The 26,376-nt window shown below is 75.1% G+C and carries 25 protein-coding genes; 14 read left to right on the top strand and 11 right to left on the bottom strand.

Going from position 1 to position 26,376, the window contains the following annotated elements; translation table 11 throughout:
- The first annotated feature begins 46 nt into the window (after positions 1–46).
- Both PSED_RS16920 and PSED_RS16915 read left to right on the top strand, forming a co-directional pair.
- On the top strand, positions 47–1,138 hold the full coding sequence (locus tag PSED_RS16920; protein WP_013675470.1) for an LLM class flavin-dependent oxidoreductase: 1,092 nt from the start codon (positions 47–49) through the stop codon (positions 1,136–1,138).
- 104 nt (positions 1,139–1,242) lie between these two features.
- A complete protein-coding gene (locus tag PSED_RS16915; protein WP_013675469.1) occupies positions 1,243–3,081 on the top strand; it encodes a helix-turn-helix domain-containing protein in 1,839 nt (612 codons plus the stop codon).
- Positions 3,082–3,084: 3 nt separating this feature from the next.
- Here PSED_RS16915 and PSED_RS16910 read toward each other — a convergent pair whose 3' ends face one another.
- On the bottom strand, positions 3,085–3,882 hold the full coding sequence (locus PSED_RS16910; RefSeq protein WP_013675468.1) for a hypothetical protein: 798 nt from the start codon (positions 3,880–3,882) through the stop codon (positions 3,085–3,087).
- Between the two features lie 182 nt (positions 3,883–4,064).
- Between PSED_RS16910 and PSED_RS16905 the strand changes: the two genes are divergently transcribed.
- The 3 genes from PSED_RS16905 to PSED_RS16895 all read left to right on the top strand — a co-directional run bounded on the left by PSED_RS16905 (position 4,065) and on the right by PSED_RS16895 (position 6,805).
- The gene (locus tag PSED_RS16905; protein ID WP_049803697.1) at positions 4,065–4,880 is read left to right on the top strand and encodes a DUF3097 domain-containing protein; all 816 of its coding nucleotides are present in this window, start codon (positions 4,065–4,067) and stop codon (positions 4,878–4,880) included.
- A 20-nt stretch (positions 4,881–4,900) separates the two neighbouring features.
- Positions 4,901–5,338, top strand: coding sequence for an NfeD family protein (locus tag PSED_RS16900; protein ID WP_013675466.1), 438 nt, complete (start codon positions 4,901–4,903; stop codon positions 5,336–5,338).
- 63 nt (positions 5,339–5,401) lie between these two features.
- On the top strand, positions 5,402–6,805 hold the full coding sequence (locus PSED_RS16895) for an SPFH domain-containing protein (protein ID WP_013675465.1): 1,404 nt from the start codon (positions 5,402–5,404) through the stop codon (positions 6,803–6,805).
- Between the two features lie 15 nt (positions 6,806–6,820).
- Here the strand turns inward: PSED_RS16895 and PSED_RS16890 are convergent, their stop codons facing one another.
- The 5 genes from PSED_RS16890 to PSED_RS16870 all read right to left on the bottom strand — a co-directional run bounded on the left by PSED_RS16890 (position 6,821) and on the right by PSED_RS16870 (position 11,010).
- Entirely contained in the window at positions 6,821–7,552 is a 732-nt protein-coding gene (locus PSED_RS16890) for an energy-coupling factor ABC transporter ATP-binding protein (protein ID WP_013675464.1), read from the bottom strand.
- Entirely contained in the window at positions 7,549–8,313 is a 765-nt protein-coding gene (cbiQ, locus tag PSED_RS16885) for a cobalt ECF transporter T component CbiQ (protein ID WP_013675463.1), read from the bottom strand. The genes PSED_RS16890 and cbiQ overlap by 4 nt, the downstream gene beginning before the upstream one ends.
- On the bottom strand, positions 8,313–8,675 hold the full coding sequence (locus PSED_RS16880) for a PDGLE domain-containing protein (protein WP_013675462.1): 363 nt from the start codon (positions 8,673–8,675) through the stop codon (positions 8,313–8,315). Before PSED_RS16880 ends, cbiQ begins: the two co-directional genes overlap by 1 nt.
- Positions 8,672–9,391: an energy-coupling factor ABC transporter permease gene (locus PSED_RS16875; protein ID WP_013675461.1), complete on the bottom strand. Its 720-nt coding sequence runs from the start codon at positions 9,389–9,391 to the stop codon at positions 8,672–8,674. The genes PSED_RS16880 and PSED_RS16875 overlap by 4 nt, the downstream gene beginning before the upstream one ends.
- A 149-nt stretch (positions 9,392–9,540) precedes the next feature.
- A complete protein-coding gene (locus PSED_RS16870; protein ID WP_013675460.1) occupies positions 9,541–11,010 on the bottom strand; it encodes an NAD-dependent succinate-semialdehyde dehydrogenase in 1,470 nt (489 codons plus the stop codon).
- A 105-nt stretch (positions 11,011–11,115) separates the two neighbouring features.
- Between PSED_RS16870 and PSED_RS16865 the strand changes: the two genes are divergently transcribed.
- Both PSED_RS16865 and PSED_RS16860 read left to right on the top strand, forming a co-directional pair.
- Complete coding sequence (locus tag PSED_RS16865; RefSeq protein ID WP_013675459.1) at positions 11,116–12,303, top strand: acyl-CoA dehydrogenase family protein; 1,188 nt, start codon at positions 11,116–11,118, stop codon at positions 12,301–12,303.
- Positions 12,300–13,349: an acyl-CoA dehydrogenase family protein gene (locus PSED_RS16860; RefSeq protein WP_013675458.1), complete on the top strand. Its 1,050-nt coding sequence runs from the start codon at positions 12,300–12,302 to the stop codon at positions 13,347–13,349. The genes PSED_RS16865 and PSED_RS16860 overlap by 4 nt, the downstream gene beginning before the upstream one ends.
- A gap of 12 nt (positions 13,350–13,361) precedes the next feature.
- Here the strand turns inward: PSED_RS16860 and PSED_RS16855 are convergent, their stop codons facing one another.
- On the bottom strand, positions 13,362–13,829 hold the full coding sequence (locus PSED_RS16855; RefSeq protein WP_041761442.1) for a pyridoxamine 5'-phosphate oxidase family protein: 468 nt from the start codon (positions 13,827–13,829) through the stop codon (positions 13,362–13,364).
- 56 nt (positions 13,830–13,885) lie between these two features.
- On the opposite strand from PSED_RS16855, the gene PSED_RS16850 reads away from it, so the two are divergent.
- From PSED_RS16850 to PSED_RS16835, 3 genes are all read left to right on the top strand, one after another.
- Positions 13,886–15,010 carry a type III PLP-dependent enzyme gene (locus PSED_RS16850; RefSeq protein WP_013675456.1) on the top strand — a complete coding sequence of 375 codons (1,125 nt, stop codon included), beginning with the start codon at positions 13,886–13,888 and terminating at the stop codon, positions 15,008–15,010.
- Between the two features lie 169 nt (positions 15,011–15,179).
- Positions 15,180–16,379, top strand: coding sequence for an adenosylmethionine decarboxylase (gene speD, locus PSED_RS16840; protein ID WP_013675455.1), 1,200 nt, complete (start codon positions 15,180–15,182; stop codon positions 16,377–16,379).
- 111 nt (positions 16,380–16,490) lie between these two features.
- Positions 16,491–17,408: an SGNH/GDSL hydrolase family protein gene (locus PSED_RS16835; RefSeq protein ID WP_013675454.1), complete on the top strand. Its 918-nt coding sequence runs from the start codon at positions 16,491–16,493 to the stop codon at positions 17,406–17,408.
- A 34-nt stretch (positions 17,409–17,442) separates the two neighbouring features.
- Here the strand turns inward: PSED_RS16835 and PSED_RS16830 are convergent, their stop codons facing one another.
- Positions 17,443–19,113 carry a bifunctional 3'-5' exonuclease/DNA polymerase gene (locus PSED_RS16830; RefSeq protein WP_083845206.1) on the bottom strand — a complete coding sequence of 557 codons (1,671 nt, stop codon included), beginning with the start codon at positions 19,111–19,113 and terminating at the stop codon, positions 17,443–17,445.
- Between the two features lie 57 nt (positions 19,114–19,170).
- Positions 19,171–20,736, bottom strand: a complete 1,566-nt coding sequence (locus PSED_RS16825) for an FAD-dependent oxidoreductase (RefSeq protein WP_158511317.1) — start codon at positions 20,734–20,736, stop codon at positions 19,171–19,173.
- Positions 20,737–20,809: 73 nt separating this feature from the next.
- Here PSED_RS16825 and PSED_RS16820 point away from each other — a divergent pair, with 73 nt between their 5' ends.
- A complete protein-coding gene (locus PSED_RS16820; RefSeq protein ID WP_013675451.1) occupies positions 20,810–21,643 on the top strand; it encodes a TIGR03620 family F420-dependent LLM class oxidoreductase in 834 nt (277 codons plus the stop codon).
- Positions 21,644–21,653: 10 nt separating this feature from the next.
- Here PSED_RS16820 and PSED_RS16815 read toward each other — a convergent pair whose 3' ends face one another.
- Positions 21,654–23,159: an MFS transporter gene (locus PSED_RS16815; protein ID WP_013675450.1), complete on the bottom strand. Its 1,506-nt coding sequence runs from the start codon at positions 23,157–23,159 to the stop codon at positions 21,654–21,656.
- A 251-nt stretch (positions 23,160–23,410) separates the two neighbouring features.
- Between PSED_RS16815 and PSED_RS16810 the strand changes: the two genes are divergently transcribed.
- The 3 genes from PSED_RS16810 to PSED_RS16800 all read left to right on the top strand — a co-directional run bounded on the left by PSED_RS16810 (position 23,411) and on the right by PSED_RS16800 (position 25,616).
- Positions 23,411–24,217 carry a L,D-transpeptidase gene (locus PSED_RS16810; protein ID WP_013675449.1) on the top strand — a complete coding sequence of 269 codons (807 nt, stop codon included), beginning with the start codon at positions 23,411–23,413 and terminating at the stop codon, positions 24,215–24,217.
- A gap of 117 nt (positions 24,218–24,334) precedes the next feature.
- Complete coding sequence (locus tag PSED_RS16805; protein WP_013675448.1) at positions 24,335–24,676, top strand: BlaI/MecI/CopY family transcriptional regulator; 342 nt, start codon at positions 24,335–24,337, stop codon at positions 24,674–24,676.
- Between the two features lie 34 nt (positions 24,677–24,710).
- Positions 24,711–25,616 (top strand): M56 family metallopeptidase, encoded by a 906-nt coding sequence (locus PSED_RS16800; RefSeq protein WP_013675447.1) that lies wholly within the window; start codon positions 24,711–24,713, stop codon positions 25,614–25,616.
- A 156-nt stretch (positions 25,617–25,772) separates the two neighbouring features.
- On the opposite strand, the gene PSED_RS16795 is transcribed toward PSED_RS16800, so the two are convergent.
- Entirely contained in the window at positions 25,773–26,312 is a 540-nt protein-coding gene (locus PSED_RS16795) for a DinB family protein (RefSeq protein ID WP_013675446.1), read from the bottom strand.
- Positions 26,313–26,376 lie beyond the last annotated feature (64 nt).

Here is a 26,376-nt window from a genome sequence, read left to right as displayed (position 1 = left end):
TCCACGACACGTCAACGAAGAACTGTCACCCCAGCAAAGGAGAGTCATGGACGTCGGTGTGCTGCTCGTGTTCCAGAACTGGTTCGAGGACATGAGCGACGAGGAGGTCTTCACCAGCGACATGGAGCTCGGCGTGCTCGCCGAGCAGTACGGGTTCGACTCGGTGTGGTCGGCCGAGCACCACTTCGACGACTACTCGATGTGCCCGGACAACCTGCAGATCATGACCTACCTGGCGGCGCGAACGTCCCGGGTGAAACTGGGGACCGGGGCGGTCATCCTGCCCTGGAACGACCCGCTGCGGGTCGTCGAGAAGACCGTCATGCTCGACCACCTCTCCGGCGGCCGCGTGCTGCTCGGGATGGGCCGCGGCCTGGCGAAGATGGAGTACGAGGGCTTCAACACGCCGATGGACGAGGCCCGCCCTCGGTTCAACGAGGCCGCCGACGTCATCATCCGGGGGCTGCGCAACGGGCACGTCGAGAACGACGGGCCCATCTACAAGCAGGCCCGGGTGAACGTGCGGCCGGCGCCGAGCCCCGACCGCAGCTGGGACGGGCGGCTGTTCGGGGTCGCGATGTCCCCGGACTCGATCCCCGTCGTGGCCGACCTCGGCGCCCAGCTCATGACGTTCATGCAGTACGACACCGCGACCCATGCCGAGGCCGTCAACCGGTGGCGTGAGCTGCACCGCGCCAAGCACGGCACCGAGCCCGGCCCGCCGCTGCTGCAGGACTTCACCTACTGCCACGAGGACCCGGACGAGGCCAAGGCGGTCGCGACGGAGTACATCTCCAAGTACTTCCTGTCGGTGATCAAGCACTACGACTTCGCGGGCAAGCACTGGCGCGAGACCAAGGGCTACGAGACCTACCAGGTCGGCGCGGACATGATCCGCGAGGCCGGGATGGAGGTGGCGGCCAACGCCTATGTCGACGCCAACGTCTACGGCACGCCCGAGCAGATCATCGGCAAGTACGAGGAGCGTCGCGACGCCATGGGCGACTTCATGGCCAACCTCGCCTTCTCCTACGCCGGACTGCCCTACGACAAGGTGCACGCGAGCATGAAGCTGTTCGGCGAGAAGGTCGTGCCGCAGCTGCAGAAGATGAAGGCGCGCACCGGCGCCACGGTCTGAGCGGCGCGCGGTCGCCGGGACGGGCGCGGCACGGCGTTTCCGTCCCGGCGGCGCCGCAGGCAGACTGGATCGCGGCCGGTCCCCGGACGTCGGAGGTGGAGCGCGTGACGAGCTCGGTGGCACATCCGTCGGGGGTGGCATCGGCACGCACGCGCAGCCGGGAACGCGAGGTGATCGCCGCGTTCGCGGAGATCACCACCGAGGCGATCACCGCGCCCGGGCTGGAGGACCTGCTGCAGCTCATCGGCCGGCAGCTGTGCCGGTTGCTGGCCGTGCACCGCTGCTCGGTCTACCTGCGCCGGGGCGACCGGTTCACCGGCGCGGCCGGCCACTGCGAGATCGAGGGCGACATCTCCGCGGCCGTGCAGGCCCAGGAGGCCGGCATCGCCGGTGACGCGTTCAGCCAGGAGGTCATCGCGACCCGGCGCCCGGTGCTGATCAGCGACGTGCCCGCCGACCCGCGCCCCCACCGGCGCACGATGGAGCACTGGCGGGTGCGCGCGATGCTCGGCGTCCCGCTGGTGTTCGACGGCGACGTCATCGGGCTGATCTTCGTCGACAACGTCGAGGAGGAGCACACCTACTCCGACGACGACGTCGGGCTGGCCGAGCTGTTCGGCCGGCTCGCCGCGATCTTCATCCGGCAGGCGGTGCTCAACAGCCGGCTCGCCGCCAAGGCCGCCGAGGTGGTGCGGCAGAAGAACGTCCTCGGCTACCTGGCGACGGTCCACCACAAGCTCACCGATGCCGTCCTCGAGGGCGCGGACATCGGCGCCGTCGTCACCATGCTCAGCGAGCTGGCCGCCAAACCGGTGGTGCTCTACGACGACGCGTTCGGCGTGCTGGCGTGGGCGGCGCCGGCGGCGCTGCGGATGACCGAGCCGCCCGTGCTCGACCGCCGCACGCGCGAACACCCGGCGGTGCGCACGGCGCTGACCGCACTGTCGGCGAGCCGGCCGTCGACGGTCGTGCCGATGTTGCCGGCCGTCGGGTTCGGCCGCCGCCACCAGCTGACCCGGTTGACGATCGAGGGCCGGCCGGGCGGCTATCTGGCCGTCGTCGAGGTCGGCCGTGGTCTCAGCGACCTGGACGCCAAGCTGGCCGAGAGCGGCGCGACGGTGCTGGCCCTGCAGATCCTCTCCGAGCGGCGCCAGATCGAGGCGGAGGGCCAGGCCCGCGACGACTTCCTGTCCGACCTGCTGCGCAGCACGCGCGACGAGGCGCAGCTGCTGCGCCGCGGGCCGCAGTTCGGCATCGACCTGTCCGAGCCGCACGTGATCGTCCGGCTCGCCGTGGGCGGGGGTGTCTCGCAGCTGAGCGCGTCGGCGGGACGAGGGCTGGTGGTGCGCCGCTTCGCCGCGGTGCTCGGCGGGGCCGAGCCGCCCGCGGTCGGGCTGCCCGGAGCGGTGGTCGTGCTCGTGCGGCTCGGGGGGCGGGCCGGCGGGCCGGCCGAGCTGCGCGACCACGTCGCGGAGGTCGTCGCGTCGCTGGGCCCGCAGCTCGACGTGCGGACCGCCGTCGTGTCGCGGGTCTGCAGGGCGGCGGCGGACTTCCCGCGGGCGCACCGCGAGCTGCGCGAGGTCGAGGAGCTCGCCGCGTCGTTCGGGTGGCGCGAGGGCGTGCGCACCGTCGACGAGCTGGGTCTGTTCCGGGTCGTGATGAACAGCGGGCAGGTGAAGGAGGCCCTGCGGTTCGCCCACGACCTGGTCGCGCCCGTGCGCGCCCACGAGGCGGGCGACGGACCGCTGCTGACGACGTGGCGGGCGTTCGTGGCGGCCGAGGGCAAGGTGCAGGCCACGGCGAGGACGCTCGACGTCCACGAGAACACCGTCCGCTACCGGTTGGGCCGCGTCCGCGAGCTCACCGGCACCGACCCGGCCGACCTCGACGTGCTGCTCTCCGCGCGGCTGGCCTTCCAGGTCCTCGATCTCGCGGGCTGGTGAGCCTCAGACCGCCGGGCTGGTGGCCAGCACCCGCACCGCTTCGGCGACGGCCGCGCGCCGGGCCACCCGGACCGCGGCCTCGATGGGGCGCAACGCGTCCCGGCGGGCACCCGCAGCCGACGCCGACAGCGCGCCGCCCGGCTCGTCGACCGACGCCGCGGCGAGGATCGCGTCGACCTCGTCGGCGTGCTGCAGCACCCGCAGCGACTGTCCGGGCATCCCGTCGGGCCACAGCGAGCGGGGCCGGGACCGCAGCGCGGCGGCGATCTCCTCCCGCACCCCGGGCCGGTGCCGCGCGACGCCCAGCGAGGTCAGCACGGACGCGGACCGCCGCACCTGGTCGCGCAGGTCGAACTCGGCGTGGTTGAGCGGCACGTGCTCGGCGGGCGGGACGGGGTCGGGCACCGCGTGCACCGTCCAGCGCAGCACCCCGTCGGCGACCACGGACGGGACCGCGCCGAACCCGGCGTCGGGGAACAGCACGCCCTCGCCCGCGGCGAGCGCCGCGTCGGAGAAGCCGCCGGGGCCGGGCAGGCCGCGGATGTCGCCGGCGACGGGCAGCACGACGCGGGCCTGGCCGCGGGGGGCGGCGCGGCGCAGGGCGGCGAGCAGAAAGGTCACCGACGTGGCGGGGGAGCCGGGACCGGGCAGGTCCGTGGCGGCGGCCGCGGCGTCGTCGGCGGCGAGGACGTCGTGCGCGTCGGCCCAGGGCGCCAACGCGTCGAGCACGTCGTCGGGGGCCGCGGCACCGGCCAGCCAGGCCGATGCCCACACCGTCAGGGTCGCGGAAGCGCGGGACACGGGACTTAGGCTAACCAACGCGGACGGGCGACGACATGACTGCCGGGTGGGTGAACGGTGACCACCCGGGGTGACCGGACGGTTCCCGCCGGTCACGGCCGGTCGACCCGCGCGGCCGTCCCGGCCCCGGCGTGTCGGACCCCGCGGCGGCGGCGGACGCGGGGTACAACCTCGACGTGCCCCTGCGTTCACAGGACTACCGCGGCGCCTTCGGCAGCGACGGGACCCGCGCCACGGTGCGCCGTCGGGTGCCGGAGGTGCCGGCCGAGCCCGGGCTGGTCGTCGAGGACCCGGGCAGCGGGTTCTGCGGCGCCGTCGTGAAGGTCGACGTCCGTGAGGTGACGCTGGAGGACCGGCACGGCAGGCGCCGGGTGTTCCCGCTGCGGCCGGCGGCGTTCCTGTTCGAGGGTGCGCCCGCGACCCTGGTTGTGCCGAAGGCGGCCCCGAGGGGGCCCGGGCGGTCGGCGTCGGGGTCGGTGGCCGTCGCGAACCTGAAGGCGCGCACCGCCCGCGCGTCGCGCATCTGGGTCGAGGGCATCCACGACGCCACCCTGCTGGAGACGGTGTGGGGCCACGACCTGCGGGTCGAGGGCATCGTCGTCGAGCCGATGCACGGCATGGACGACCTCGCCGCGGCGGTCGCGGACTTCGGGCCCGCCCCGCACCGGCGGCTCGGCGTCCTGGTCGACCACCTGGTCGCCGGGTCGAAGGAGACGCGGGCGGCACAGGCGGTCGCGGGACCCGACGTGCTGGTCACCGGGCACCCGTTCGTGGACGTGTGGCAGGCGGTGAAGCCGTCGGTGGTCGGCATCCGGGAGTGGCCGGTGGTGCCGCGCGGCGTGGACTGGAAGACCGGTGTGTGCGCCGCGCTGGGCTGGGGTGAGCCCGCCGACGGCGCGCGGCGGGTGCTCGGGGCCGTGCGCAGCTTCCGGGACCTGGAGCCCGACCTGATCGGCGCCGTGGAGCATTTGATCGATTTCGTCACGGTCGCCGACTGATCTCTGGCAGGATCGGTGTCGTGGGCGCACTGATCTGGCTGATCGCCGGAGTCGCGCTGATCGCGGCGGAGGTGCTCAGCGGCGAGTTCTTCCTGCTGATGCTCGGCACCGGCGCGCTGGCGGCCGCGCTCGGCTCGCTGCTCGGTCTGTCGGTGCTGCCGGCGACGTTGGTGTTCGCGGCCGTGTCGGTGCTGCTGATCTTCGCGGTGCGCCCGGCGCTGCGGCGCCGGCTGGACCGGGCGATCGAGCACCACGCGACGAACACCGAGGCGCTCGTGGGCCGGCACGGCACCGTCGTGGCGGCGGTCCGGGGCGATCACACCGGTGGCCGCGTGAAGATCGGCGGCGACGTCTGGTCGGCGCAGGCCTACGACCACGAGCAGACGATCGAAGCCGGTGCGCGCGTGCGGATCATCGAGATCTCCGGCGCGACCGCGATGGTGCTCGCCGACGACTGAGCGCCGGGCGATACGGTGCGGCCCTTCAAGGTCGCTGGTGACCGTGGGCAGGGAGGGATCGGGGTGGATGGCACGGTGACGCTCGTCGTCGTACTGGTGATCGTGGTGCTGGTGGCGGTGACACTGATCAGGGCCGTGCAGATCATCCCGCAGGCCACCGCCGCCGTCATCGAGCGGCTCGGCCGCTACAAGGCCACCCAGCCCCCGGGGCTGACGTTCCTGGTGCCCTTCGTCGACCGCATCCGCGAGCGCATCGACCTGCGCGAGCAGGTCGTCTCGTTCCCGCCGCAGCCGGTGATCACCCAGGACAACCTGACGGTCAACATCGACACGGTCGTGTACTTCCAGGTCACCGACCCGCGCTCGGCGGTCTACGAGATCTCCGACTACATCGTCGGGGTCGAGCAGATCACCACGACGACGCTGCGCAACGTGGTCGGCGGCATGACGTTGGAGGAGACGCTGACCTCCCGCGACCAGATCAACACCCAGCTGCGGGGTGAGCTCGACGAGGCGACCGGCCGGTGGGGCATCCGCGTCGCGCGCGTGGAGATCAAGGCCATCGACCCGCCGCCGTCGATCCAGGAGTCGATGGAGCGGCAGATGAAGGCCGACCGCGAGAAGCGGGCCATGATCCTCACGGCAGAGGGCGAGCGGGAGTCGGCGATCCGGTCGGCCGAGGGCCAGAAGCAGTCGCAGATCCTCACCGCCGAGGGTGCCAAGCAGGCGGCGATCCTCAACGCGGAGGCCGACCGGCAGTCGCGCATCCTGCGGGCGCAGGGTGACCGGGCCGCGCGCTACCTGCAGGCGCAGGGCCAGGCCAAGGCCATCGAGAAGGTGTTCGCGGCGATCAAGGCGGGCAAGCCGACGCCGGAGCTGCTGGCCTACCAGTACCTGCAGACGCTGCCGCAGATGGCCCAGGGCGACGCCAACAAGGTGTGGCTGGTGCCCAGCGACTTCGGCAAGGCACTGGAGGGCTTCACGCGCATGCTCGGCGCGCCGGGCGAGGACGGGGTGTTCCGTTACCAGCCCAGCCCCGACGACGGGTCGGCCCCGACGAACCGCCCGGAGGACGACGACCCCGGCCTGGAGGGCTGGTTCGACACCCGCACCAGCCCGGAGATCGCCGCCGTCGTGGCCAACGCGGAGGCCCAGGCGCGCCAGGAGATCCCGCCGCTGGGCGCGGAGCCGCCGGCCATCGCCGCCGCCCAGCCCCAGCTGCCGCCGTCGCCCCCGCCCGGTCCCCGGCCGCCGCAGCAGGGTGCCGAGGCGCCGCAGGGCCGGCCGTCGCCGCAGCCGCGCCACGAGCAGCGTGCGCAGGAGTGGCCCGACAACGGGGAGAGCTCGGTGCCGACCCCGCCCGGCGGCTCCCCGGTGGTCCGCCCGGCCGAGCCGGGCCGCGAGCAGGGCGACGACGGCGGCCAGCAGCCCCCGCCCGGCTACCCGGCGCCGCCGCCCGCGCGCTGACCCCGGCCTCGCGGGTCAGGCGAGCGCGAACCCGAACGGCAGCTCGAGGCGGTGCGCGCGCAGCAGGTCGGCGTCGGCGAGCAGGTCGCGCGTCGGGCCGTCGGCCACGACGCGCCCGTCGTCGACGACGACGCTGCGCGGGCACAGCTGCAGCGCGTAGGGCAGGTCGTGGGTGACCATCAGCAGGGTCCGGTCCAGGCGCAACAAGGTCTCGGCCAGTTCCCTGCGCGCCACCGGGTCCAGGTTCGACGAGGGCTCGTCGAGCACCAGGATCTCCGGGTCGCAGGCCAGCACGGTCGCGAGGGCGACGCGTCGGCGCTGCCCGCCCGACAGGTGCAGCGGCGAGCGGTCGGCGTGGCCGGCCATGCCGACCTCGGCCAGCGCCGCGTCCACCCGTGCGGTGAGCTCGGCGCCGGTCACCCCGAAGTTCGCGGGGCCGAACGCGACGTCCTCGCGGACGGTCGGCATGAACAGCTGGTCGTCGGGGTCCTGGAAGACGATCCCGACGCGCCTGCGGATCTCCTGCAGGTTCGGCTTGCGCACCGGCAGCCCCCCGACGGCGACGGTCCCGGCCGTCGGGGTCAGGATCCCGTTGAGCTGCAGCACGAACGTCGTCTTGCCGGCGCCGTTGGGCCCGAGGAGGGCGACGCGTTCGCCGGGGTCGATGCGCAGGTCGACACCGCGCAGCGCCGGGGTCCCGTCGGGGTAGGCGAAGTCGAGGCCGGTGACCTCGAGCGACGCGGTCACGTCGTCACCAGCGCGGTCACGGCGACGGCCGCGGCGACGACCGGGACCGCCAGGCCGCGGGCCCAGTCGACCCGCGCCGCGGCGGCGGCACCCGCGGCCGGCAGGGTCCCCGTCCAGCCTCGGGCGAGCATCGCGAGGTGCACGCGCTCGCCGCGTTCGTAGGACCGGACGAACAGGCTGCCGATCCCGCGGGCGGTGGCGCCCGCCTGCCACAGGAACCGTGGGTCGTGGCCGCGGGCGATGCGCGCCACCCGCATCCGGCGTGCCTCGGCGGCGATGACGTCGGCGTAGCGCAGCATCAGCGTCGCGATCGTGACGACCAGCGCGGGCGCCCGCAGCCGCTGCAGGCCGAGCAGCAGGTCCCGCATCGGCGTCGTGGCGGCGAGGGTGAGCGAGGTGAGGACACCGAGGGTCCCCTTGGCGAGGATGTTCCAGGCGCCGAGCAACCCGGCGTGCGAGAGCGACAGGCCCGCCCACTCGATGCGCGGGTCGGGTCCGGTGAACGGCAGCAGCACCGCGAGCACGACGAACGGCGCCTCGATCAGGGCCCGTCGCGCCAGCCAGCCCGGCGGGATCCGGGCGGCCACCCACACCGCGACGAGCAGCAGCAGGTAGCCGGCGAAGGCGGGGAACGCCTCCCGCGGGGTCGCGACGACGCAGAGCACCGTCAGGAACGCCGCGACGATCTTCACCTGGGCCGGCAGCCGGTGCACGACCGAGGTGCCGGGCAGGTACAGCGGGTGGGAGTGGCCGGCGCCCATCAGTCGGACGGGCCGCGGCGCCGGCGCAGCAGCCGGAACAGACCACCGGCGAGGAGCACCGTGACCAGCACGCCCACGATCCCCGCGATCCCGACCGAGCCCGCCCCGCCGCCGACCGTGTAGTCGGCCAGCGGGCCGGAGCCGAGTGGGTGGTCGGTGGCGTGCTGGGCGACGCAGGTGCCGTCGAGCTGCTCCCCGGCCGGGGTCTCGGTGACCTCGCAGCCGTGCAGGGTGACCGTGTCGAGCCCGTCGGGGGCGGAGCTGGCGAGGTAGGACAGCCCGCCCGCGACGACGAGCGCGACGAGCAGGAACGCGACGAGGAAGCGCGAACGGCGGCGGCCGGCGGTGCTGGGGCGGCTCATGCGCCGCTCCCGTCGCCGCGGCCGGCCGGCTGCGTCACCGCGGCCGGCCGGGGCGCCGTGCGCAGCAGGTGGACGAGGTCGGGCCGGACGGCGGCGACGGCCCCGACGGTGACGGCGGTGATCACTCCCTCGCCGATCCCGATGAGCGCGTGCAGGCCGACCATGAGCGCGAACACGGTCCCCGTCGTGGCGCCCGCGGCGCCGCCGAGCGCGTACTGGGCGACGAACCCGAGCGAGGCGAGGACGGTGCCCGCGAACGCGGCGACGAACGCCGTCGCGAGCAGCCCACCGCGGCTGCGCACGGCGAACCGGCGCAGCGCGACGGCGACGCCCCAGCCCGCGAACACGCCGATCACCGCCATGTTGACGACGTTGGTGCCCAGCGCGGTGAGCCCGCCGTCGGCGAACAGCAGCGACTGCACGACCAGCACGATCGTGATGCACAGCGTCCCGACCCACGGCCCGACCAGGATCGCGACGAGCGCGCCGCCGAGCAGGTGCCCGCTCGCCCCGGGCAGGATCGGGAAGTTGATCATCTGGACGGCGAAGACGAACGCCGTGACGAGCCCGGCCATCGGCGCGGTGCGATCGTCGAGGTCGGCCCGGGCCCGCACCGCGGCCCAGCCGACGAACAGGATCGCGACGGCCCCGAACAGCAGTGACGTCGGGGCGTTCACGATCCCGTCGCTCATGTGCATGGCGACGTGCCTGCTCACCCGGTCTCCTCACGCGTGCAACGGTCCTGGGCGGACGGACGAATCCGTCGCGATGGACAGCGAAGCACGAACCGCGGCCTTGTCGCCAGTCATGTGCGAAAAGCGACGATGTGCGACAACCGCGGATGTGCAGGACGTGGGCGCGCGGGTCAGGCGGTGGCGATGGCCACGTACTTCGTCTCCAGGAACTCGTCGATGCCCACGGTGCCGCCCTCGCGCCCGAGCCCGGACTGCTTGATGCCGCCGAACGGCGCCGCCGGATTGGAGACGAGGCCGGTGTTGAGCCCGACCATGCCGGCCTCGAGCCGCTCGGACACCCGCAGCGCCCGGTCGAGGTCCTGGGTGAACACGTAGTCGACCAGGCCGAAGTCGGTGGCGTTGGCGTCGGCGAGGGCCTGCGCCTCGTCGTCGAACACGGTGATCGGGGCGACGGGTCCGAAGATCTCCTCGCTGTTGAGCCGCGAGTGCGCGGGCACCCCGGTGAGCACGGTCGGGCGGTAGAAGTAGCCGGGGCCGTCGGCGCGCTCCCCGCCGAGGACGACCTCCGCGCCGTGCGCCACAGCGTCGCCGACCAGGTCGACGATCTTGTCGCGGCCCTTGCCGTCGATCATCGGCCCGACCTGCACCCCGTCCTCGGTGCCGCGGCCGACGGTGAGCGCGCCCATCCGGTCGGCCAGCCGCCGGGAGAACTCGTCGGCGATGCCGCGCTGCACGAGGAAGCGGTTGGCCGCCGTGCAGGCCTCGCCCATGTTGCGCATCTTCGCCTGCATCGCACCCTCGACCGCGCGGTCGACGTCGGCGTCGTCGAACACGAGGAACGCGGCGTTGCCACCGAGCTCCATCGACGTGCGCAGCACCTTCGACGAGGCCTGCTCCAGCAGCAGCCGGCCGACCGCGGTCGACCCGGTGAACGACAGCTTGCGGGCCCGCCCGTCGCGCAGGACCGGTTCGACGACGTCGGCGGCGTCGGTCGTGGTGACGACGTTGAGCACGCCGTCGGGGAGCCCGACCTCCTGCAGGATCTGCGCGAGCGCCAGCATCGACAGCGGTGTCTGCGGGGCGGGCTTGACGACCATCGCGCACCCGGCCGCGATCGCGGGGGCGATCTTGCGGGTACCCATGGCGAGCGGAAAGTTCCACGGCGTGACGAACACGCTGACCCCGACGGCCTGGCGCATCACCAGGAACCGGTTGCGGCCGTCGGGGGACACGGCGAAGCCGCCGTCGACGCGCACGGCCTCCTCGGAGAACCAGCGCAGGAACTCGGCGGCGTAGGTGACCTCGCCGCGGGCCTCGGCGAGCGGCTTGCCCATCTCGAGGGTCATCAGCAGCGCCAGGTCCTCGACGCGGGCCAGCACCGCCTCGTAGGCGCGGCGCAGGATGTCGGACCGCTCGCGCGGGGCCATCGCGGCGAACGCCGGCTGCGCGCGGTCGGCGGCGGCGAGCGCAGCGAGGCCGTCGTCGCGACCGGCGTCGGCGACCTCGCACAGCGCCTTCTCCGTCGCCGGGTCCTCGACGACGGTGGTCGCGCCGGATCCCGCAGGGCGCCAGCTGCCGTCGATGAGCAGCTGGTGGGGCACGGAGTCGACGACGGACTGTTCACGATTCGGATCAGTCATGGCCGCGATGCTGCCATCGGCCCGGGGCCCGCGCAGGACGCGCGCTGAGCAGCGGCGGACGTCACACCCACCGCCCCTCTGCCGAACCGGGCGGACTCGGACACCATGGGCCCTGTGACGCAGACCCTGACGCGGTTGCCGGCAATGGTGCCGCCCGCGGCCGAGCTCCCCGCACGCACCGACGCGCTGCGCGCGCAGGTGCGGGAGTTCCTGGCCGCCGAGCGCGCCGCGGGCGCCTGGACGCCGAGATCGGACGTGTGGCTCTCCGGCTGGGACGAGGACTTCTCCCGGCGGCTGGCCGCGCGAGGCTGGCTGGGGATGACGATCCCCACCGCGTACGGCGGGCACGGCGCGTCCCCGCTCGACCGCTACGTCGTGACCGAGGAGCTGCTCGCGGCGGGCGCACCCGTTGCGGCGCACTGGGTCGCGGACCGCCAGATCGGTCCGTCGCTGCTGCGCTTCGGCACCGAGGAACAGCGCCGGCGGTTCCTGCCCGGCATCGCGGCCGGCGAGGTGTACTTCGGCATCGGCATGTCCGAGCCCGACTCGGGGTCCGACCTCGCGTCGGTGCGCAGCCGGGCGACCAAGGTCGACGGCGGCTGGTCGCTGTCGGGAACCAAGGTGTGGACCTCCGGCGGGCATCGCGCACACGCGTTCTTCGCACTGGTCCGGACCTCGCCGCCGGAGGAGGGCAAGCGGCACGCGGGCCTCTCACAGCTGATCGTCGACCTGCACGCCCCCGGCGTCACCGTGCGGCCCATCCCGCTGCTCACCGGCGCCCACCACTTCAACGAGGTGGTGTTCGACGAGGTCTTCGTGCCCGACGAGATGGTGCTGGGGGAGGTCGGCGCGGGCTGGGCGCAGGTCACCGGCGAGCTCGCGTTCGAGCGGTCGGGCCCCGAGCGGTTCCTCTCGACGTTCCCGCTGCTGCAGGCGCTCGTCGGCGAGCTGGCGGGTGCCGACCTCGGGGTCGCGGGACGCCGCGAGCTGGGCTCGCTCGTCGCGCGGCTGTGGTCGCTGCGCCGGATGTCGCTGGCCGTCGCGGGGTCGCTCGCGTCGGGGCAGGCCCCGGAGCTGGCGGCGGCCGTGGTCAAGGACCTCGGGACGCGGTTCGAGAACGAGATCATCGACGCGGCCCGGCTGCTGGTGACGGTGCCACCCGATCCCGGCGCGGACAGCGGGTTCGCGCGGCTGCTGGCCGACGCGGTGCTGCACGCCCCCGGCTTCACGCTGCGCGGGGGGACCAACGAGGTGTTGCGCGGCATCGTCGCGCGGGGACTGGGGCTGCGATGACCGACGTCCACGACGACCTGTCCGACGCGCTGCCCGAGGTCGACCCGGACCTGCTCGAGCTGGCCGGCTCGGTGTTCGCCGACGCCGACGCCACCGGCACCGGGCTCGACACGGCCCTCTGGGACAACCTGGAGCAGACCGGGCTCGCCCGGCTCGCCGTCGCCGAGGACGCGGGCGGCAGCGGCGGCACGCTGCTCGACCTCGCCGCCGTGCTCGTGGAGGCCGGGGCCTACGCGGCCCGGGTGCCACTGGCCGAGACCGATCTGGCGTGCCGCGCCGCGGCCGGGGCCGGGCTGGACGTCCCGGCCGGACCGTTGACCTTCGCCCTCGACCGCGCCGGCGCGCTGGCCGTCGCCGGGGACACGGTGTCCGGGACGCTCGCCCGGGTGCCGTGGGCGCGGTCGGCGGCGGCGGTCGTCGTGCTCACCGGCGGATCCGTCGTGGTGCTCGACCCGGCCGCGGCGACGGTCGTCGAGGGCACCAACGTCGCCGAGGAGCCGCGCGACACGCTCACCTGGGACGGTGCGCGAGCGGCCGTCGCCGCCGCGCCCGAGGGCGCCGCCGGGGAGTTCGCGCTGCGTGCCGCGCTGTGGCGGGCGACGTTGCTGGCCGGCGCCGCGCGGGGGGCGTTGGCCCGCTCGGTCGGCTACGCGGGCGAGCGGGAGCAGTTCGGCCGTCCGATCGGCCGGTTCCAGGCGATCCAGCAGCAGCTCGCGCTCGCCGCGGCCGAGGTCGCCGCGGGCGGGGCGGCAGCCGAGTCCGCCGCGCGCGTCGTCGTCCGCGACGGGATCGCCGCGCCGACCGCCGAGCTGGCCGTCGCCTCGGCGAAGGTCCGCACCGGTGAGGCCGCGACGGCCGTCGCGCGGATCGCGCACCAGGTCCACGGCGCCATCGGCTTCACCCGCGAGCACGACCTGCGGCTCACGACGACCCGGCTGTGGGCCTGGCGCGAGGAGGACGGCACCGACGGCCAGTGGGCGGCCCGCATCGGCGAGCTCGTGCTGGCCGCCGGGCCCGACGGGTTGTGGCCGCTGGTGACCGCCTGACCGTGGGAGCGGTCAGCGCTGCCGGTCGGCGGGCAGCTTCCGGAAGTCCCAGCTGGTGATCTTCTCCGGACGCAGCCGCAGCCAGGCGTGCCGGCCGTCGTGGTGGATCACCCCGCCGTGGTAGCGGTCGGCCATGAGCTGCTCGGGGCCGTCGAGCTCCGGGCACGGCTCACCGGTCCGGGGCGCCTCGCCGACGACCTCGACGCGCCCGCGCAGCTCGACCCCGCGCAGCTCGTTGTAGTCGTGCCCCGCGTCGACGACGGCCGCGATCCGCGGGTCGGCCATCAGGTCGGTCCAGCGCTGGCTGCGCGACAACGACGTCAGCCACAGCGCGCCGTCGTGCCAGGCGTACCAGAGCGGGGTGGCGTGCGGGCCGTTCGTGCCGTTGGTGGCGACGCGGCAGGTCCGCTGCTCGGCGAGGAACGCGTCGATCTCGTCGGGAGTCATGGCGATGGCGCGGGCGCGGCGTTGTTGCTTCACGATCACCGACGCTAGCCGGTCCCGGGCCTCGCGACGGGCGCAGGAAGACTGGCCCCGTGCACCCCGCGCTGGACGCCTTCCTCGCCGACCGGGACCGGCCCACGCCGTACCTCGTGCTCGACCCGGCCGTCGTCGCCCGACGCCACGCCGACGTCGTCGCCGCGTTCCCCGGTGCGGAGGTGCTCTACGCGGTCAAGGCGTGCCCGCACCCCGCGGTGCTGCGCACCCTCGTCGCGGCCGGTGCCGGGTTCGACGCCGCGAGCCCGGCCGAGGTCGACCTGTGCCTGGCGGCCGGGGCCGATCCCGCGCGAATCGGCCTGGGCAACCCGGTGCGCGGGGCCGCGGCCACGGCGGCCGCCCACCGGGCCGGGGTGCGCCGGTTCGTCACCGACAGCGTCGAGGACCTCGACGAGCTCGCCGCGCACGCGCCGGGTGCAGCCGTGCTGGTGCGGCTGCTCGTCGACGACTCGGGCTCGGCGACCCCCTTCTTCGGCAAGTTCGGCGCAACCCCGCAGGTGGCGACGGACCTGTTGCGCGCCTGCGCCTCCCGCGGCCTCGTCGCCGCAGGGGTGACGTTCCACGCCGGTTCGCAGCAGACCCGGCCGACGACCTACGCCGCCGGTGTCGCCGCCGCGCTGGCCGTCGCCCGGGACGCGGGGCTGCAGCATCCGGTGCTCGACGTCGGCGGCGGGCTGCCCGTCGCCTACCGGGCCGACGTGCCGTCGTTCACCGAGTTCGCCGCCGCGATCGGCGGTGTGGACGGCATCGACGCGGCGCAGCTCGTGCTGGAACCCGGCCGGGCGCTCGTCGCGGAGGCCGGGGTGCTGCGCACCAGCGTGCTGCGCGTGTCGCGGCGCCCGGGCGTCGACCACCGGCGCTGGGTGTACCTCGACGCCGGGCGCTACCAGGGGCTCGCCGAGACCGAGAACGAGGCGATCGGCTACCCGCTGCGGGTCCCCGGCCGGGACGGTCCCTGCGGGCCGGTGGTGCTCGCGGGCCCCACCTGCGACGGCGACGACGTCCTCTACCGCCGGACGCCGTACGCGCTGCCGCTGTCGCTGCGGGCGGGCGACCACGTCGACCTCCTGCACGCCGGTGCCTACACCGCCTCCTACGCGTCGGTCGGCTTCAACGGGTTCGGTCCGCTGCCGGTGCACATCGCCCCGGCCCACCCCTCCTGACCCGCCGCAGCCCCTGTGCCGGGCCCGAGGCCCGGCCCGGCCGCAACCTCACTGTCGTCGCCGGGCCGCGGGACGACAGCAGGGTTGCGCTCGACGTGGTGACCGCAGCCTCACCGCTGTGCGGGAGCCTCGGGGAGGGCGGCCCGGGGCTCATCTACTGTCCGGGGACGTGACCGGTCCGCCCGCACCCGTCGGCCTGCACGTCCTCGCCGACCTCGACCGTATCGACCCTGCGGTCCTCGACGACGCCGCCGGGCTGCGCACCGCGCTCGCCGACGCGCTCACCGCGGCCGGGGCGACGGTCCGGCAGGTCGTCGCCGAGGCGTTCGAGCCGCACGGGGTCACGGTCGTGGCGCTGCTGTCGGAGTCGCACGCGTCGGTGCACACCTGGCCCGAGCACGGCCGCGCGCTGGTCGACGTGTTCACCTGCGGCGACGCCGCCGATCCGGAACGTGCCGTCGCGCTGCTGGCGACGGCGCTCGGCGGGACCGTGCGCGAGTCGCGCACCGAGGCCCGCGGCGGCACCCCGCCGGTGCGCGAGCCGATCGCACCGGGCCTGACGCGGGTCTGGGACGTCGAACGCCCCGTCCACCGCGAGACGACCCCCTACCAGCGGATCCTGATCGCCGGGACGGCCCACGGCGTCACCCTCTTCTGCGACGACGAGCGGCAGAGCGCCGAGTCGACCCAGCTCGTCTACCACGAGGCCCTGTTCGTCCCGGCCGCCCTGCTGGCCCGTTCCCGGGCGCGGGTCCTCGTGATCGGGTCGAGCGAGGGCGTCGTCAGCGAGCTGGCCCTGGCCTGCGGGGCCGGCCACGTCGACCACGTCGATCTGGACGCGGCGGCCGTCCGCGCCTGCGCCACGCACCTGCCCTACGGATACGACGAGAAGGCGCTCGCCGCCGCCGAGGCGCACGACGGCCCGGTCCACGTGCACTACGCCGACGGTCTGCAGTGGGTGCGCGGCGAGGGCCCACGCTACGACGTGATCGTCGTCGACCTGCCCGACGAGCGGCCCGACGAGCCCGACAACCAGCTCAACCGGCTCTACGGACGCGACTTCCTCGCCGACTGCCGCGACCGGCTCGCCCCCGGCGGCGTCGTCGTCTCGCAGGCGGGCAACCCCGCGCTCTGGCGGGACGCGACGCTGCGCGCCGCCTGGGCCCGGTTCCACGAGGTGTTCGGCGACGTCGTCTACGTCGGCAGCGACGAGCACGAGTGGTCGTTCCTGCTCGGGCGGGCAGCCGGGGACGATGCCGTCGAAAGGATGCGCGCGGCGCTGCCCGGCCTGCCGTACCGACCGCTCAGCGTCGACGACGAGTTCCTGCGCTCCCGCACGGTGCCGCCGAGGCGGCTGCGGACCCGCTGAGCGCCACGAGCGGGGGAGGCCCCGGCGAGCGGCCTTCCGCGGGACCGCGCCGTGCGCCATGCTCGGTCCGCCCGGCCCGATTCGGGGCCCGCTCCCGGAGGTAGGTCGGACGTGCCCCGTCGCCACGTGTGGAGAGCTGTCGTCTCGTTCGCCGCCGCCGCGGGGATCGCGGCCGCCGGGTCGCTGCTGGCGGCGGCGCCCGCGCTCGCCGCCGAACCCGCGACCGCGGGCCGGTACGTGGCGCTGGGCGACTCCTACACGGCGGGCCCGCTCGTCCCGATCCAGACCGGGCGGCCTGCGGGGTGCCTGCGTTCGACGAACAACTACCCGGCGCTGGTGGCCCGCGCGCTGGCCGTCGCCACGGTGTCCGACGTCAGCTGCAGCGGCGCGACCACCGCGAACCTCGGCGGGCCGCAGCCGACCGGGCTGGGCACCAACGCGCCGCAGCTCGACGCACTGGGCCCCGACGTGTCGCTCGTGACGCTGGGCATCGGCGGCAACGACATCGGGTTCGTGTCGATCATCACCGACTGCGCGACGCGCTCACCGCTGCACCCCACGGGCGCCGCGTGCCGCGACCACTTCACCGCGGCCGACGGCACCGACGAGCTGGCTGCCCGGATCGACGCGACGGCACCGAAGATCGCGGCGGCGTTGGCGGACATCGAGGAGCGGGCGCCCGATGCGCACGTGCTCGTCGTCGGCTACCCGGCGCTGCTGCCCGACACCGGGCCCGGCTGCTTCCCGGTCGTCCCGTTCAGCCCGGGCGACGTCGCGTACCTGCGCGGCGTGGAGAAGGAGCTCAACGCGATGCTCGCCGCGCAGGCCGCGGCGGCGGGCGCGGACTACGTCGACACCTACACCCCGGGCGTCGGGCACGACATGTGCGCGCCGCAGGGCACGCGCTGGATCGAGGGCCTGGTCCCCACCTCACCGGCCGCGCCCGTGCACCCCAACGCCGCCGGCATGCGCGGCATGGCCGACGCGGTGCTCGGCGCGCTGTCCCCGCAGGCCCAGTCGGCGGCGTAGTCCCCGGCGGCACCGGCCCGGGTGTGGCCGCCGGTCACTTCTCCGCGTACGAGCCCACGACCCGGCCCGGGACGGGGATCCGGACCGGGGTGTCGCCGAAGAGCCGGCGGGTCGCGGTGTCGGCGGCGTCCTGCACGAGCCGCGCGGCGAGCCCGGCGCCGTCGGCCGGGCCGTGCAGGAGCACCTCGTCGTGCTGGAAGAAGACCAGCCGGGCCGGGTCACCGGCCGCGTGCAGTGCTGCGCGCAGCTCCGCGAGCAGGACGAGCGCCCACTCCGCGGCCGTGGCCTGCACGACGAAGTTGCGGGTGAACCGGCCCCGCGCCCGGGCCCGGGCGGGCTGTTCGTCGCCCGGCGCCGCCGGCGGGCACGTGCGGCCCAGCCACGACCGGACGATCCGACCCTCTTCGCCCGCCCGCGCGGCCGCCTCGACGACCTCGACGGCGGCGGGGAACCGGCGGCGCAGCAGGGCCAGGTGGGCGCCGGCGTCGCCGGAGGTCTGCCCGTAGATCGCCGACAGCACGGCGAGCTTGGCCTTGGCCCGGCCGTCCGGTCCGGCGCCGCCGAACAGCTCGTGCGCGAGGCCCGCGTACAGGTCGGAGTCCTGGTCGCGGCCACCGGCGCGGGCGAGCGCCGCGTCGCCTGCCATGGCGGCGAGGATGCGTGGTTCCAGCTGCGCGGCGTCGGCCACGACCAGCCGGTTGCCGGGATCGGCGCGGACAGCGGCGCGCACGGCCTTCGGGATCTGCAGCGCCCCGCCGCCGCGGGTGGCCCAGCGTCCGGACACGACGCCGCCGACGACGTACTCGGGACGGAACCGGCCGTCGTGCACCCAGGTCCGCAGCCACGCCCAGCCGTGCGCCGAGTGCAGCCGGGCCAGCTCCTTGTAGGCCAGCAGCGGCGCGACGGCCGGGTGGTCGACCTGTTTCAGCACCCAGGACCGGGTGCTGGGCAGCTCGACGCCCACGCGGCCGAACGCGCGCAGCACCTCTGCGGGGGAGTCGGGGTTGACCGGCCGGCCGAAGGCGGTCGCGATGTCGTCGGCGAGCGCGGCGAGTCGTCGCGGGCGCGCGGACCCGGCCGGGCGCGGGCCCAGCGCCGCGGTCAGCAGCGCGTCGTGCACCGCGGCGTCCCAGGGCAGCCCCTCGGCGCGCATCTCCTCGGCGACGATGCCGCCGGCCGACTCGGCGGCCGCGAGCAGCGCGAGCCGCGCGTCGGCCGCGAGGGTGCGGCGCTGCGCGGCGTGCACCGCGACCAGTGCGGCGAGTGTCTCCGGGCCGGTCGGGGCGGCGCTGCGGAACAGACCGGGCGGCTCGTCGTCGGCCTCCGGGGCGGGGTCCGGCTCCTCGGGCAGCCCGGCGAGTCGGGCGCTCGCGGCCGCGAGTCCGTGCGGGGCGCCGAACCGGCCGGCGGCGGCCACCAGCAGCCGCTCCACGAGTTCGACGTCGTGGGCACGAGCGACCCGCACACCCGCCGCGAGCAGTGCGCGGTAGGTCCGGGCGGTGCGCCACACCCAGCGTGGCGCGCCCTCGTCGAGTGCGGCCACCTCGGCCGGGGTGACGGGACCGGGCGGGTGCAGCGGTGCGTCCGTGTCGTCGAGGCGCTGGATGTGCAGCGGGCCGTCGGGATCGGCGTGGACCGCGACGCGGGGTGCCGGACGGTCGGCGGCCCGGTCGGCCCGGTCGGCGGTAGGAGACGACGGTTCGATGGGGCGACGGTAGCCGCGGGCGCCGACATCGCGACATCGTGGCCGTCGGACACCTGTCTAGGTGGCCGCCCGCGGTCCGACGGCGCGGTGCCGCGCCCGTGCCGGCAGCCCGGCCAGCAGGCCCCGCTGCGGGACGCCGTAGACGTCGACGCCCTGCGTCCCGAGCTCGGCGAGCACGTCCGCGGCGGCCAGCACCCCGGTGACGGCCGCGCGTTCCATCAACCCGCACACCAGCGGCGCCTCGACGAAGTCACCGGCGACCCGGACCCCGCGCGCGTCCGTGCGCACCCCGGGACGGGCGCCCGCGGACCCGGGCGGGAAGGCGGGCGCGGTCGCGTCGACCCGGTCGACGCGGTGCACCTGTGCGGTCCCGGCGGTCTCCGGCCACAGCGCCGCGAGCTCACCCAGCATCCGCTCCACCGCCGCGTCGGGCTCGGTGCAGGCGTAGGAGTGCAGCTCCAGCACGCAGCCGCCCGTCTCGCGGGCCCACTGCGCCGACGGTTCCTCCAGCCGCGAGTACACCGTCACCGAGTCCAGCGTCGGCTCCCCGCTGACGGCGTTGAACACCGCGCGGCCCGGGTCGACGTCGGCGGCGAGCCACACCCTGCTCACGACGAACGGCGGCGCCGTCGTCAGGCCCGCGGTCTGCGCGGCGAGCCGCGGCGCGACGCCGGTGAGCTCGGGTGAGGCGCCCACGACGGCGCGCAGCCCGCCCGGGTCGAGAGCCAGTACGACGTGGCGCGTCGTGCGGGTCGCGCCGTCGTCGAGGGTCAGCGCCCAGCCGGGGCCGTCGGGCCGAAGCGACCGCAGCGCGCAGCCGGTGCGGATCGTCGCGCCCCGGGCCCGCAGGTACTCCGCGAGGGGCGCCCAGATCGCGTGCAGGTGGTCGGTCCGCGGTGCGTCGAACCCGATGCCCGCGGGGTTTCCGAGGAAGTAGAAGTGGAACATCGCGACGAGCTCGGCGGCCGAGAGTCCATCCGGGTCGCAGAAGAAGGACCGCGCGAACGCCTCGAACAGCATCTCCCGTGCCCGGTCGGACACCCGCAGCCCGGCGAGGAAGTCCCCGGCGCTCATGGTGTCGAGCACCTCGGGCGTGCGGGCGCGGTCGAAGGTCAGCAGCTCGGTGCCCAGCGCGACGTCGGCGCCGAGCAGGTCGGCCACGGTCAGGCTCGACGAGCGCGCGAACAACGCCAGCAGGTTCAACGGCGGCGCGGCCGGCAGCCGGCCGAGGTCCTCGGGAGGGAACCGTCGCGAGATCACCGGGTAGCCCTTGACCGGGCGCAGGAACCCGAGCCCGGGATCGATGCGCCGCAACACGTCCCGCCACGTGTAGTAGTGCCGGAAGAACGCGTGGAAGCCGTGCTCGACGACCTGCTCGGTGCCGTCGGGCAGCGTGTGCGGCCACGCGCCCAGCCGACCGCCCAACGTCGCGGCCGCCTCGACGAGCGTCACCGCGACACCGCGCTCGGCGAGGATCGTCGCGGCGCTGACCCCCGCGACGCCGGCTCCGACGACGACGGCCTCGCTGCCGGGCGGGGCCTGCCGTGGCAGGGTGGGGTCGGCGGCCACGAGCAGTCGCGGCCGCATTCGCAGGGGAGCGGCGCGACCGCCGGGGGAGCCCACGCGTGCAGCGTAGAGCGACCCCGTCGGCCGTGCCCGGAGGCGCCGGTCGTGGGCCGGCCGAGGAGGTACGTCGATGACGGTGCAGGTCGGGCGGTACGGCGTCTGGCGACGCGCGAGCGACCTCGACGGGACGCTCGCGAAGCGGATCGAGGATCTCGGGTACGGCGCCATCTGGATCGGCGGCTCCCCACCGGCGGACCTCGCGATCGTCGACGAGCTGCTCGCCGCGACCGACCGCATCGCGATCGCGACGGGCATCGTGAACATGTGGAACAGCCCGGCCGACGAGGTCGCGCGCTCCTACCACCGGATCGCGAGCGCGCATCCCGACCGCTTCCTGCTCGGCGTGGGTATCGGGCACCCCGAGGCCACCGCGCAGTACGCGAAGCCCTTCGACACGATCGTCGGCTATCTCGACGCGCTCGACGCCGCGGACGTCCCGGTCGAGGCCCGCGTGCTCGCCGCGCTCGGGCCGAAGGTGCTGCGGGTCGCGGCCGAGCGCACCGCGGGCGCCCACCCGTACCTGACGACGCCCGAGCACACCCGCGAGGCGCGCGAGATCCTCGGTGCGGGCGTGCTGCTCGCGCCCGAGCACAAGGTCGTCATCGACACCGATCCCGAGCGGGCCCGCGAACTGGGGCGCCCCGCGGTCCGCAAGCCCTACCTGCGGCTGGTCAACTACCGCCGCAACCTGATGCGGCTGGGCTTCGACGAGCAGCAGCTGGACTCGGCGGCCGACGAGGTGGTCGACGCGGTCGTCGCGCACGGGGACGCGGCAGCGGTGGCGGCCCGGCTGCGTGAGCACATCGACGCCGGGGCCGATCACGTGTGCGCCCAGCTGCTCGTCCCGGCCGGCGCCGACCCGGTGCCCGGGCTGACGGAGCTGGCGAGGGCTCTCGGGCTCTGAGCCCGCCGCGTCAGGACCGGTCGGACGGGTACATCTGCGGGCTGGTGATGCCGCAGTGCGGGCAGCGCTCCAGCGCGACCCGCTCGTCGCCGACGCCGTCCGGTTCGCCTGCCGGCGCCGGCGTCCGCCCGGTCCTGACGAACAGGAACGCCACCAGCGCGGCCAGCACCAGCAGGGCGGCGCCGATCACGACGGTGACCCGGTACCCGGCCTCGAAGGCCACGGGATCGGTGTAGGCGTCGCCGGTGATGCCCGCCACGCCCGGGACCACCGCGACCGCGAGCAGGCCGGCCGCGCGCGCGACCGCGTTGTTCACGCCGGACGCGGCGCCCGCGTGCCGGTCGGACGCCGCGTCCAGCACCGTCGCGGTCAGCGGTGCCACCGTCAGCGACAGCCCGGCGCCGAAGACGACGACCGCGGGCGCGACGTCGGTGAGCCACGACGCGCCGGGCCCGATGCGCCCCATGAGCAGCAGCCCGCATGCCGACACCAGCGGGCCGACCGTCATCGGGATGCGCGCCCCGATCCGCTGCGCCAGCGCGCCGGCCCGCGCCGAGAACAGCAGCATCAGCACCGTGACGGGCAGCAGCGACGTCCCCGCCTGCAGCGGGCTGAACCCGCTCACGATCTGCAGGTTGAGCACCAGCATCACGAACACCGTGCCCAGCGCGGCGTAGATCAGCAGCGTCGCGACGTTGGCGGCGGTGAACACACGGTCGGCGAACAGCTCGGGCGGCACCAGCGGATGCCCGGACCGGCGCTCGACCAGGACGAACGCGCCGAGCGCGGCGACGCCGACCACCAGCCCCACGACCAGCGCCGGGGAGGTCCCGGAGCCGAGGCCGGTGAGCGACCACGTGAGGGCGCCGAGCCCGACCGCACCCAGCACCGTGCCGGCGACGTCGAGGTGCGGGGCGGCGGACGGGTCGCGGGTCTCGGGCACGTGCCGGACGGCCACGACGACCACCAGCACGGCGAGCGGCAGGTTGAGCAGGAACACCAGCCGCCAGTCGATGCCGACGAGCCAGCCGCCGAGGAAGGGCCCGACGGCGCCGGCGATGCCGCCCAGCCCGGACCACGCGCCGATCGCCGCCCCACGGTCGCGGCCGTGGAACGACGCGGAGAGGATCGCCAGGCTGCCCGGGGTGAGCAGCGCGCCGCCGACGCCCTGCAACGCCCGGGCCGCGATGAGGGTCTCGATGTTCGGCGCGAGACCGCAGGCCAGCGACGCCAGCGCGAACCAGACGACGCCGATCAGGAAGACCCGCTTGCGCCCGAACCGGTCACCGAGCGAACCGCCGAGCAGGATCAGCGAGGCCAGGGTCAGCGTGTAGGCGTTGACCGTCCACTGCAGACCGGTGAACCCGGCGCCGAAGTCGCGCCCGATCCGCTCGAGCGCGACGTTGACGACGGTGCCGTCGAGCATCGCCATGCCGGAGCCGAGCACCGTGGTGAGCAGTACCCAGCGCCCGGCGGGCGTACGGAGGCGCAGACCCTCGGGCGCGGGGACGGTCATGACGCTCCTGTCGGGACGGAGCCGGCGGACGCGGTCAGCGTAGGCCCGCCGGAAGGTTGCCTGCGGGCTCGTCGCCGGCCGGGCGATCTTGTGCGCCTGATATCACGCTCCGTGACCGAAATGGGCCGAGGACGGCGTTCCCGATCCCGACTCACCGGGTGAACGCGGTCATGTGGAACAGTCCGTGACGAGACCGTCACCGTGTGGCAGGACGGTCGTTGCACCGAGCACGGGTCTGACGGAGGTCGGCGATGGGCGAGCACAGGTGGCGCGGGTCGTCGCGGCCCACCGGAACCGGACCCGCCGGACCCGTGTCGACGGCCCGGCCCACCCGTGCGCGGCGCGCGATCGTCGCCGCGGCCCTCACGGTGGCGGCCGGGCTCGGGGGAGCGGGTGCCGCCCTCGCGGCGCCGTCGGACCCGCCCGCGGCGGCGCCGCCGACCGCCTCACCGTCCGCGCCGGCCGACGGCCGCGCTCTCCGCGCCGACCTGCCGCTCGTCGGGACCGCCCCGCACTCGGCGACGCGCGCTCCTGCCTCGACCCGGGCCGCCGACCCGGCCCCGACGACCGCCACCCGGTCGACCACCGCCCCGACGACCACCACCCGGTCGACCACCGCCCCGACCGGCCCCACCCCGACCGGCCCCACCCCGACGACCACGACCCGCACCACGGCCGCGCCGGCCCCGGTGCGGCCGGAGGGCGTCGCCGGGACGCCCTGCACCGCCACGGCCCGCGCGTGCGTCGACCTCGCGTCGCGGACCGCGTGGCTGCTCGACGGCGACCAGGTCGTCCGCGGCCCGGTGGCGGTCCAGCACGGCGGCCACGAGTACCCGACGCCGGTCGGGACGTTCACGGTGCAGTGGAAGGCCGAGCAGTACACCAGCCGCGAGTTCGGCTCGCCGATGCCGTACTCGGTGTTCTTCGCGCCGGGCGGCGTCGCGTTCCACGAGGGCCGCCAGGACACCCCGTCGGCGGGCTGCGTGAAGCTCGTCCACGACGACGCCGTCGCCTGGTTCTCCTACCTTCAGGTGGGCGACGAGGTGCAGATCCACTGACTGCGGCGCCCGCTGCGGCACGCAACCCGGCGGCGCCCGCGCGGCCCGCACGCGTCGTCGCGAAGATCCGGGCTCGCCCTCTCCGCTTTCGCTTCTACGCAGGGTAGAATCGCAGACGTGCCGAGTCTGGGTGAGTTGGAACGGGCCGTGATGGAGGTCCTCTGGGCCGCGTCCGGGCCCCAGACCGCGCGCGAGGTGCAGGAAGCCCTCGCCGAGCGGGACCTGGCGACGACGACGGTGCTGACGGTGCTCGGTAGGCTCGAACGCAAACAGCTGGTGACGCGCACCCGCGACGGGCGCGCGCATCACTACCAGCCGGTGGCGAGCCGGGAGGACCATGTGGCCGAGCTGATGCGCGACGCGCTGGACGCGGCGCCCGACCGGGGCGCGGCGCTGGCCCGTTTCCTGGGCTCCATCCCGCCCGACGAACGCGCCGCCCTGCGCGACCTGCTCGGCTGACGGCGCGCCGTCAGCCGACGTCCAGGCGTCATCGATGGAGCTGACCGCCCTCGGGCTCGTCGTGCTCGGGGTGCTGCTCGCCGAACCCGTGAGCCGCTCGCTCGCGTTGGCCCGCTGGCCGGCGCGCGACCCCGTGGGCGCGTTGCTGGTGTGGCAGGCGGTGGGGCTCGCGGGCGGGTTGTCGCTGCTGGGCGCGGGCCTGGTCTACGCGCTGGCGCCGCTCGGACAGAACCTGATCCCGGCGGTCGGCGGGCTGGTGCGGTCGATCGGCGGGGGCACGCTGCTGGTGGATCTCGGCGCGCCGCACCTCATCGCGCTCGTCGTGACGGTCCTGCTCGGCGCGCGCCTGCTCCTCGTCCTCATCAGCGTCACGGTCCGGACGCTGCGGGCGCGACGGCGCCACCGTGACCTGCTCGACGTCCTCGCGACGCCGTGGCCGGCCGCCCCCGGCACGCGGGTGCTCGACCACCCGATCCCCGTCGCCTACTGCCTGCCGGGGCGCAGCTCGAGGCTCGTCGTCTCGGCGGGTGTACTGGAACGGCTCGCGCCCGACGGGGTCCGCGCCGTGCTCGCCCACGAGCGGGCGCATCTGACCGAGCGGCACGATCTCGTCGTGCTGCCGTTCGTGGCGTGGGGGGCGACGGCCCCATTCGTGCGCGGCATGGTCTGCGCCCAGCTCGCGGTGGCGGCGCTGATCGAGATGCGCGCCGACGACGTCGCCGCCGGGTGCTCGGCCCAACGGGAGCTCGCCGGCGCGCTGCGTACCGTCGGCGGGTCGGCGCCGTCGGCCGCGTTGAGCTCGTTCACCTCGGCGGTCGACGCGCGGATCGCGCGGATCGCCGCACCGCCCGCCCCGCTGTCGCCGCTGGTGCGGGTCGGGATCCGGCTCGGCGCGGTCGCGCTCGTCGCGGTCCCGACGGTCCTGCTGCTCCAGTTCTGACCGCCGTCACCCCGGACCGCCGTCCCCGGAACCGCGCCGAACCGGCCCAGCAGTAGTCGTGAGTGGCGATGGCCGCCGTGGCGACCATCGCCACTCACGGACGAGCCCGACCTGCCCGCCCCGCCGGCTGCGAAGGCCGGCGTCGAGAGCCGGGGCTCAGCCCATCGACTTCGCGCCGTCGATCGTCTCGCGGATGATGTCGGCGTGCCCCGCGTGCTGCGCGGTCTCGGCGACGATGTGCATCAGCACCCGCCGGACCGACCAGCGCGCGCCCGGCTCGAACCAGGGCGCCTCGGGCAGCGGGTGCGACACGCCGAGGTCGGCCAGCGACGTCACGACCTCGGTGGTGCGGGCGGCGACCCGCTCGTACTCGGCGAGCACGCCCTCCACGGTCTCACCCGGCAGCAGCCGGAATGAGTTGGCGTGGCCCTCGTAGTCGGGCTCCCCGTCCTGCCGGGCCGGGCCGTCGAGGATGAAGTCGACCCAGCTGCTCTCGGTCGCCGCGACGTGCTTGACGAGCCCGACCAGACAGAGCTCCGACACCGTCGGGGTGGCCGTCACCTGCTCCTCGTCGAGCCCACGCAGCGTGTTGACCAGGAAGAAGCGGTGCTTGGCGAGAGTCTCGAGATAGTCCGCCCGTTCGTCGGTGCCGCTCTGCGAGCTGGTGGCCTCGGAGCTGGTGGTCGTGGCGTTCATCGGGGTTCCTCCGGAATGTCCGTCGGGCGTTCTCTCCTGGTGTCGAACCCGACGTTACGGAGGC

This window comes from Pseudonocardia benzenivorans CB1190, assembly GCF_000196675.2.
In the GTDB taxonomy this organism is placed as follows: Bacteria; Actinomycetota; Actinomycetes; order Mycobacteriales; family Pseudonocardiaceae; genus Pseudonocardia; species Pseudonocardia benzenivorans.
This window is presented reverse-complemented; position numbering and strand designations above follow the sequence as displayed.

What these genes read in the sequence shown, in the direction of transcription:
- cbiQ (WP_013675463.1), bottom strand. Translation starts at nt 8,313, where the DNA reads ATGGGCGCCGGCCACTCCCACCCGCTGTACCTGCCCGGCACCTCGGTC.
- PSED_RS16795 (WP_013675446.1), bottom strand. Translation starts at nt 26,312, where the DNA reads ATGAACGCCACGACCACCAGCTCCGAGGCCACCAGCTCGCAGAGCGGC.
- PSED_RS16815 (WP_013675450.1), bottom strand. Translation starts at nt 23,159, where the DNA reads ATGACCGTCCCCGCGCCCGAGGGTCTGCGCCTCCGTACGCCCGCCGGG.
- PSED_RS16865 (WP_013675459.1), top strand. Translation starts at nt 11,116, where the DNA reads ATGGGCCCTGTGACGCAGACCCTGACGCGGTTGCCGGCAATGGTGCCG.
- PSED_RS16820 (WP_013675451.1), top strand. Translation starts at nt 20,810, where the DNA reads ATGACGGTGCAGGTCGGGCGGTACGGCGTCTGGCGACGCGCGAGCGAC.
- PSED_RS16810 (WP_013675449.1), top strand. Translation starts at nt 23,411, where the DNA reads ATGGGCGAGCACAGGTGGCGCGGGTCGTCGCGGCCCACCGGAACCGGA.
- PSED_RS16800 (WP_013675447.1), top strand. Translation starts at nt 24,711, where the DNA reads ATGGAGCTGACCGCCCTCGGGCTCGTCGTGCTCGGGGTGCTGCTCGCC.
- PSED_RS16870 (WP_013675460.1), bottom strand. Translation starts at nt 11,010, where the DNA reads ATGACTGATCCGAATCGTGAACAGTCCGTCGTCGACTCCGTGCCCCAC.
- PSED_RS16880 (WP_013675462.1), bottom strand. Translation starts at nt 8,675, where the DNA reads ATGAGCCGCCCCAGCACCGCCGGCCGCCGCCGTTCGCGCTTCCTCGTC.
- PSED_RS16860 (WP_013675458.1), top strand. Translation starts at nt 12,300, where the DNA reads ATGACCGACGTCCACGACGACCTGTCCGACGCGCTGCCCGAGGTCGAC.
- PSED_RS16920 (WP_013675470.1), top strand. Translation starts at nt 47, where the DNA reads ATGGACGTCGGTGTGCTGCTCGTGTTCCAGAACTGGTTCGAGGACATG.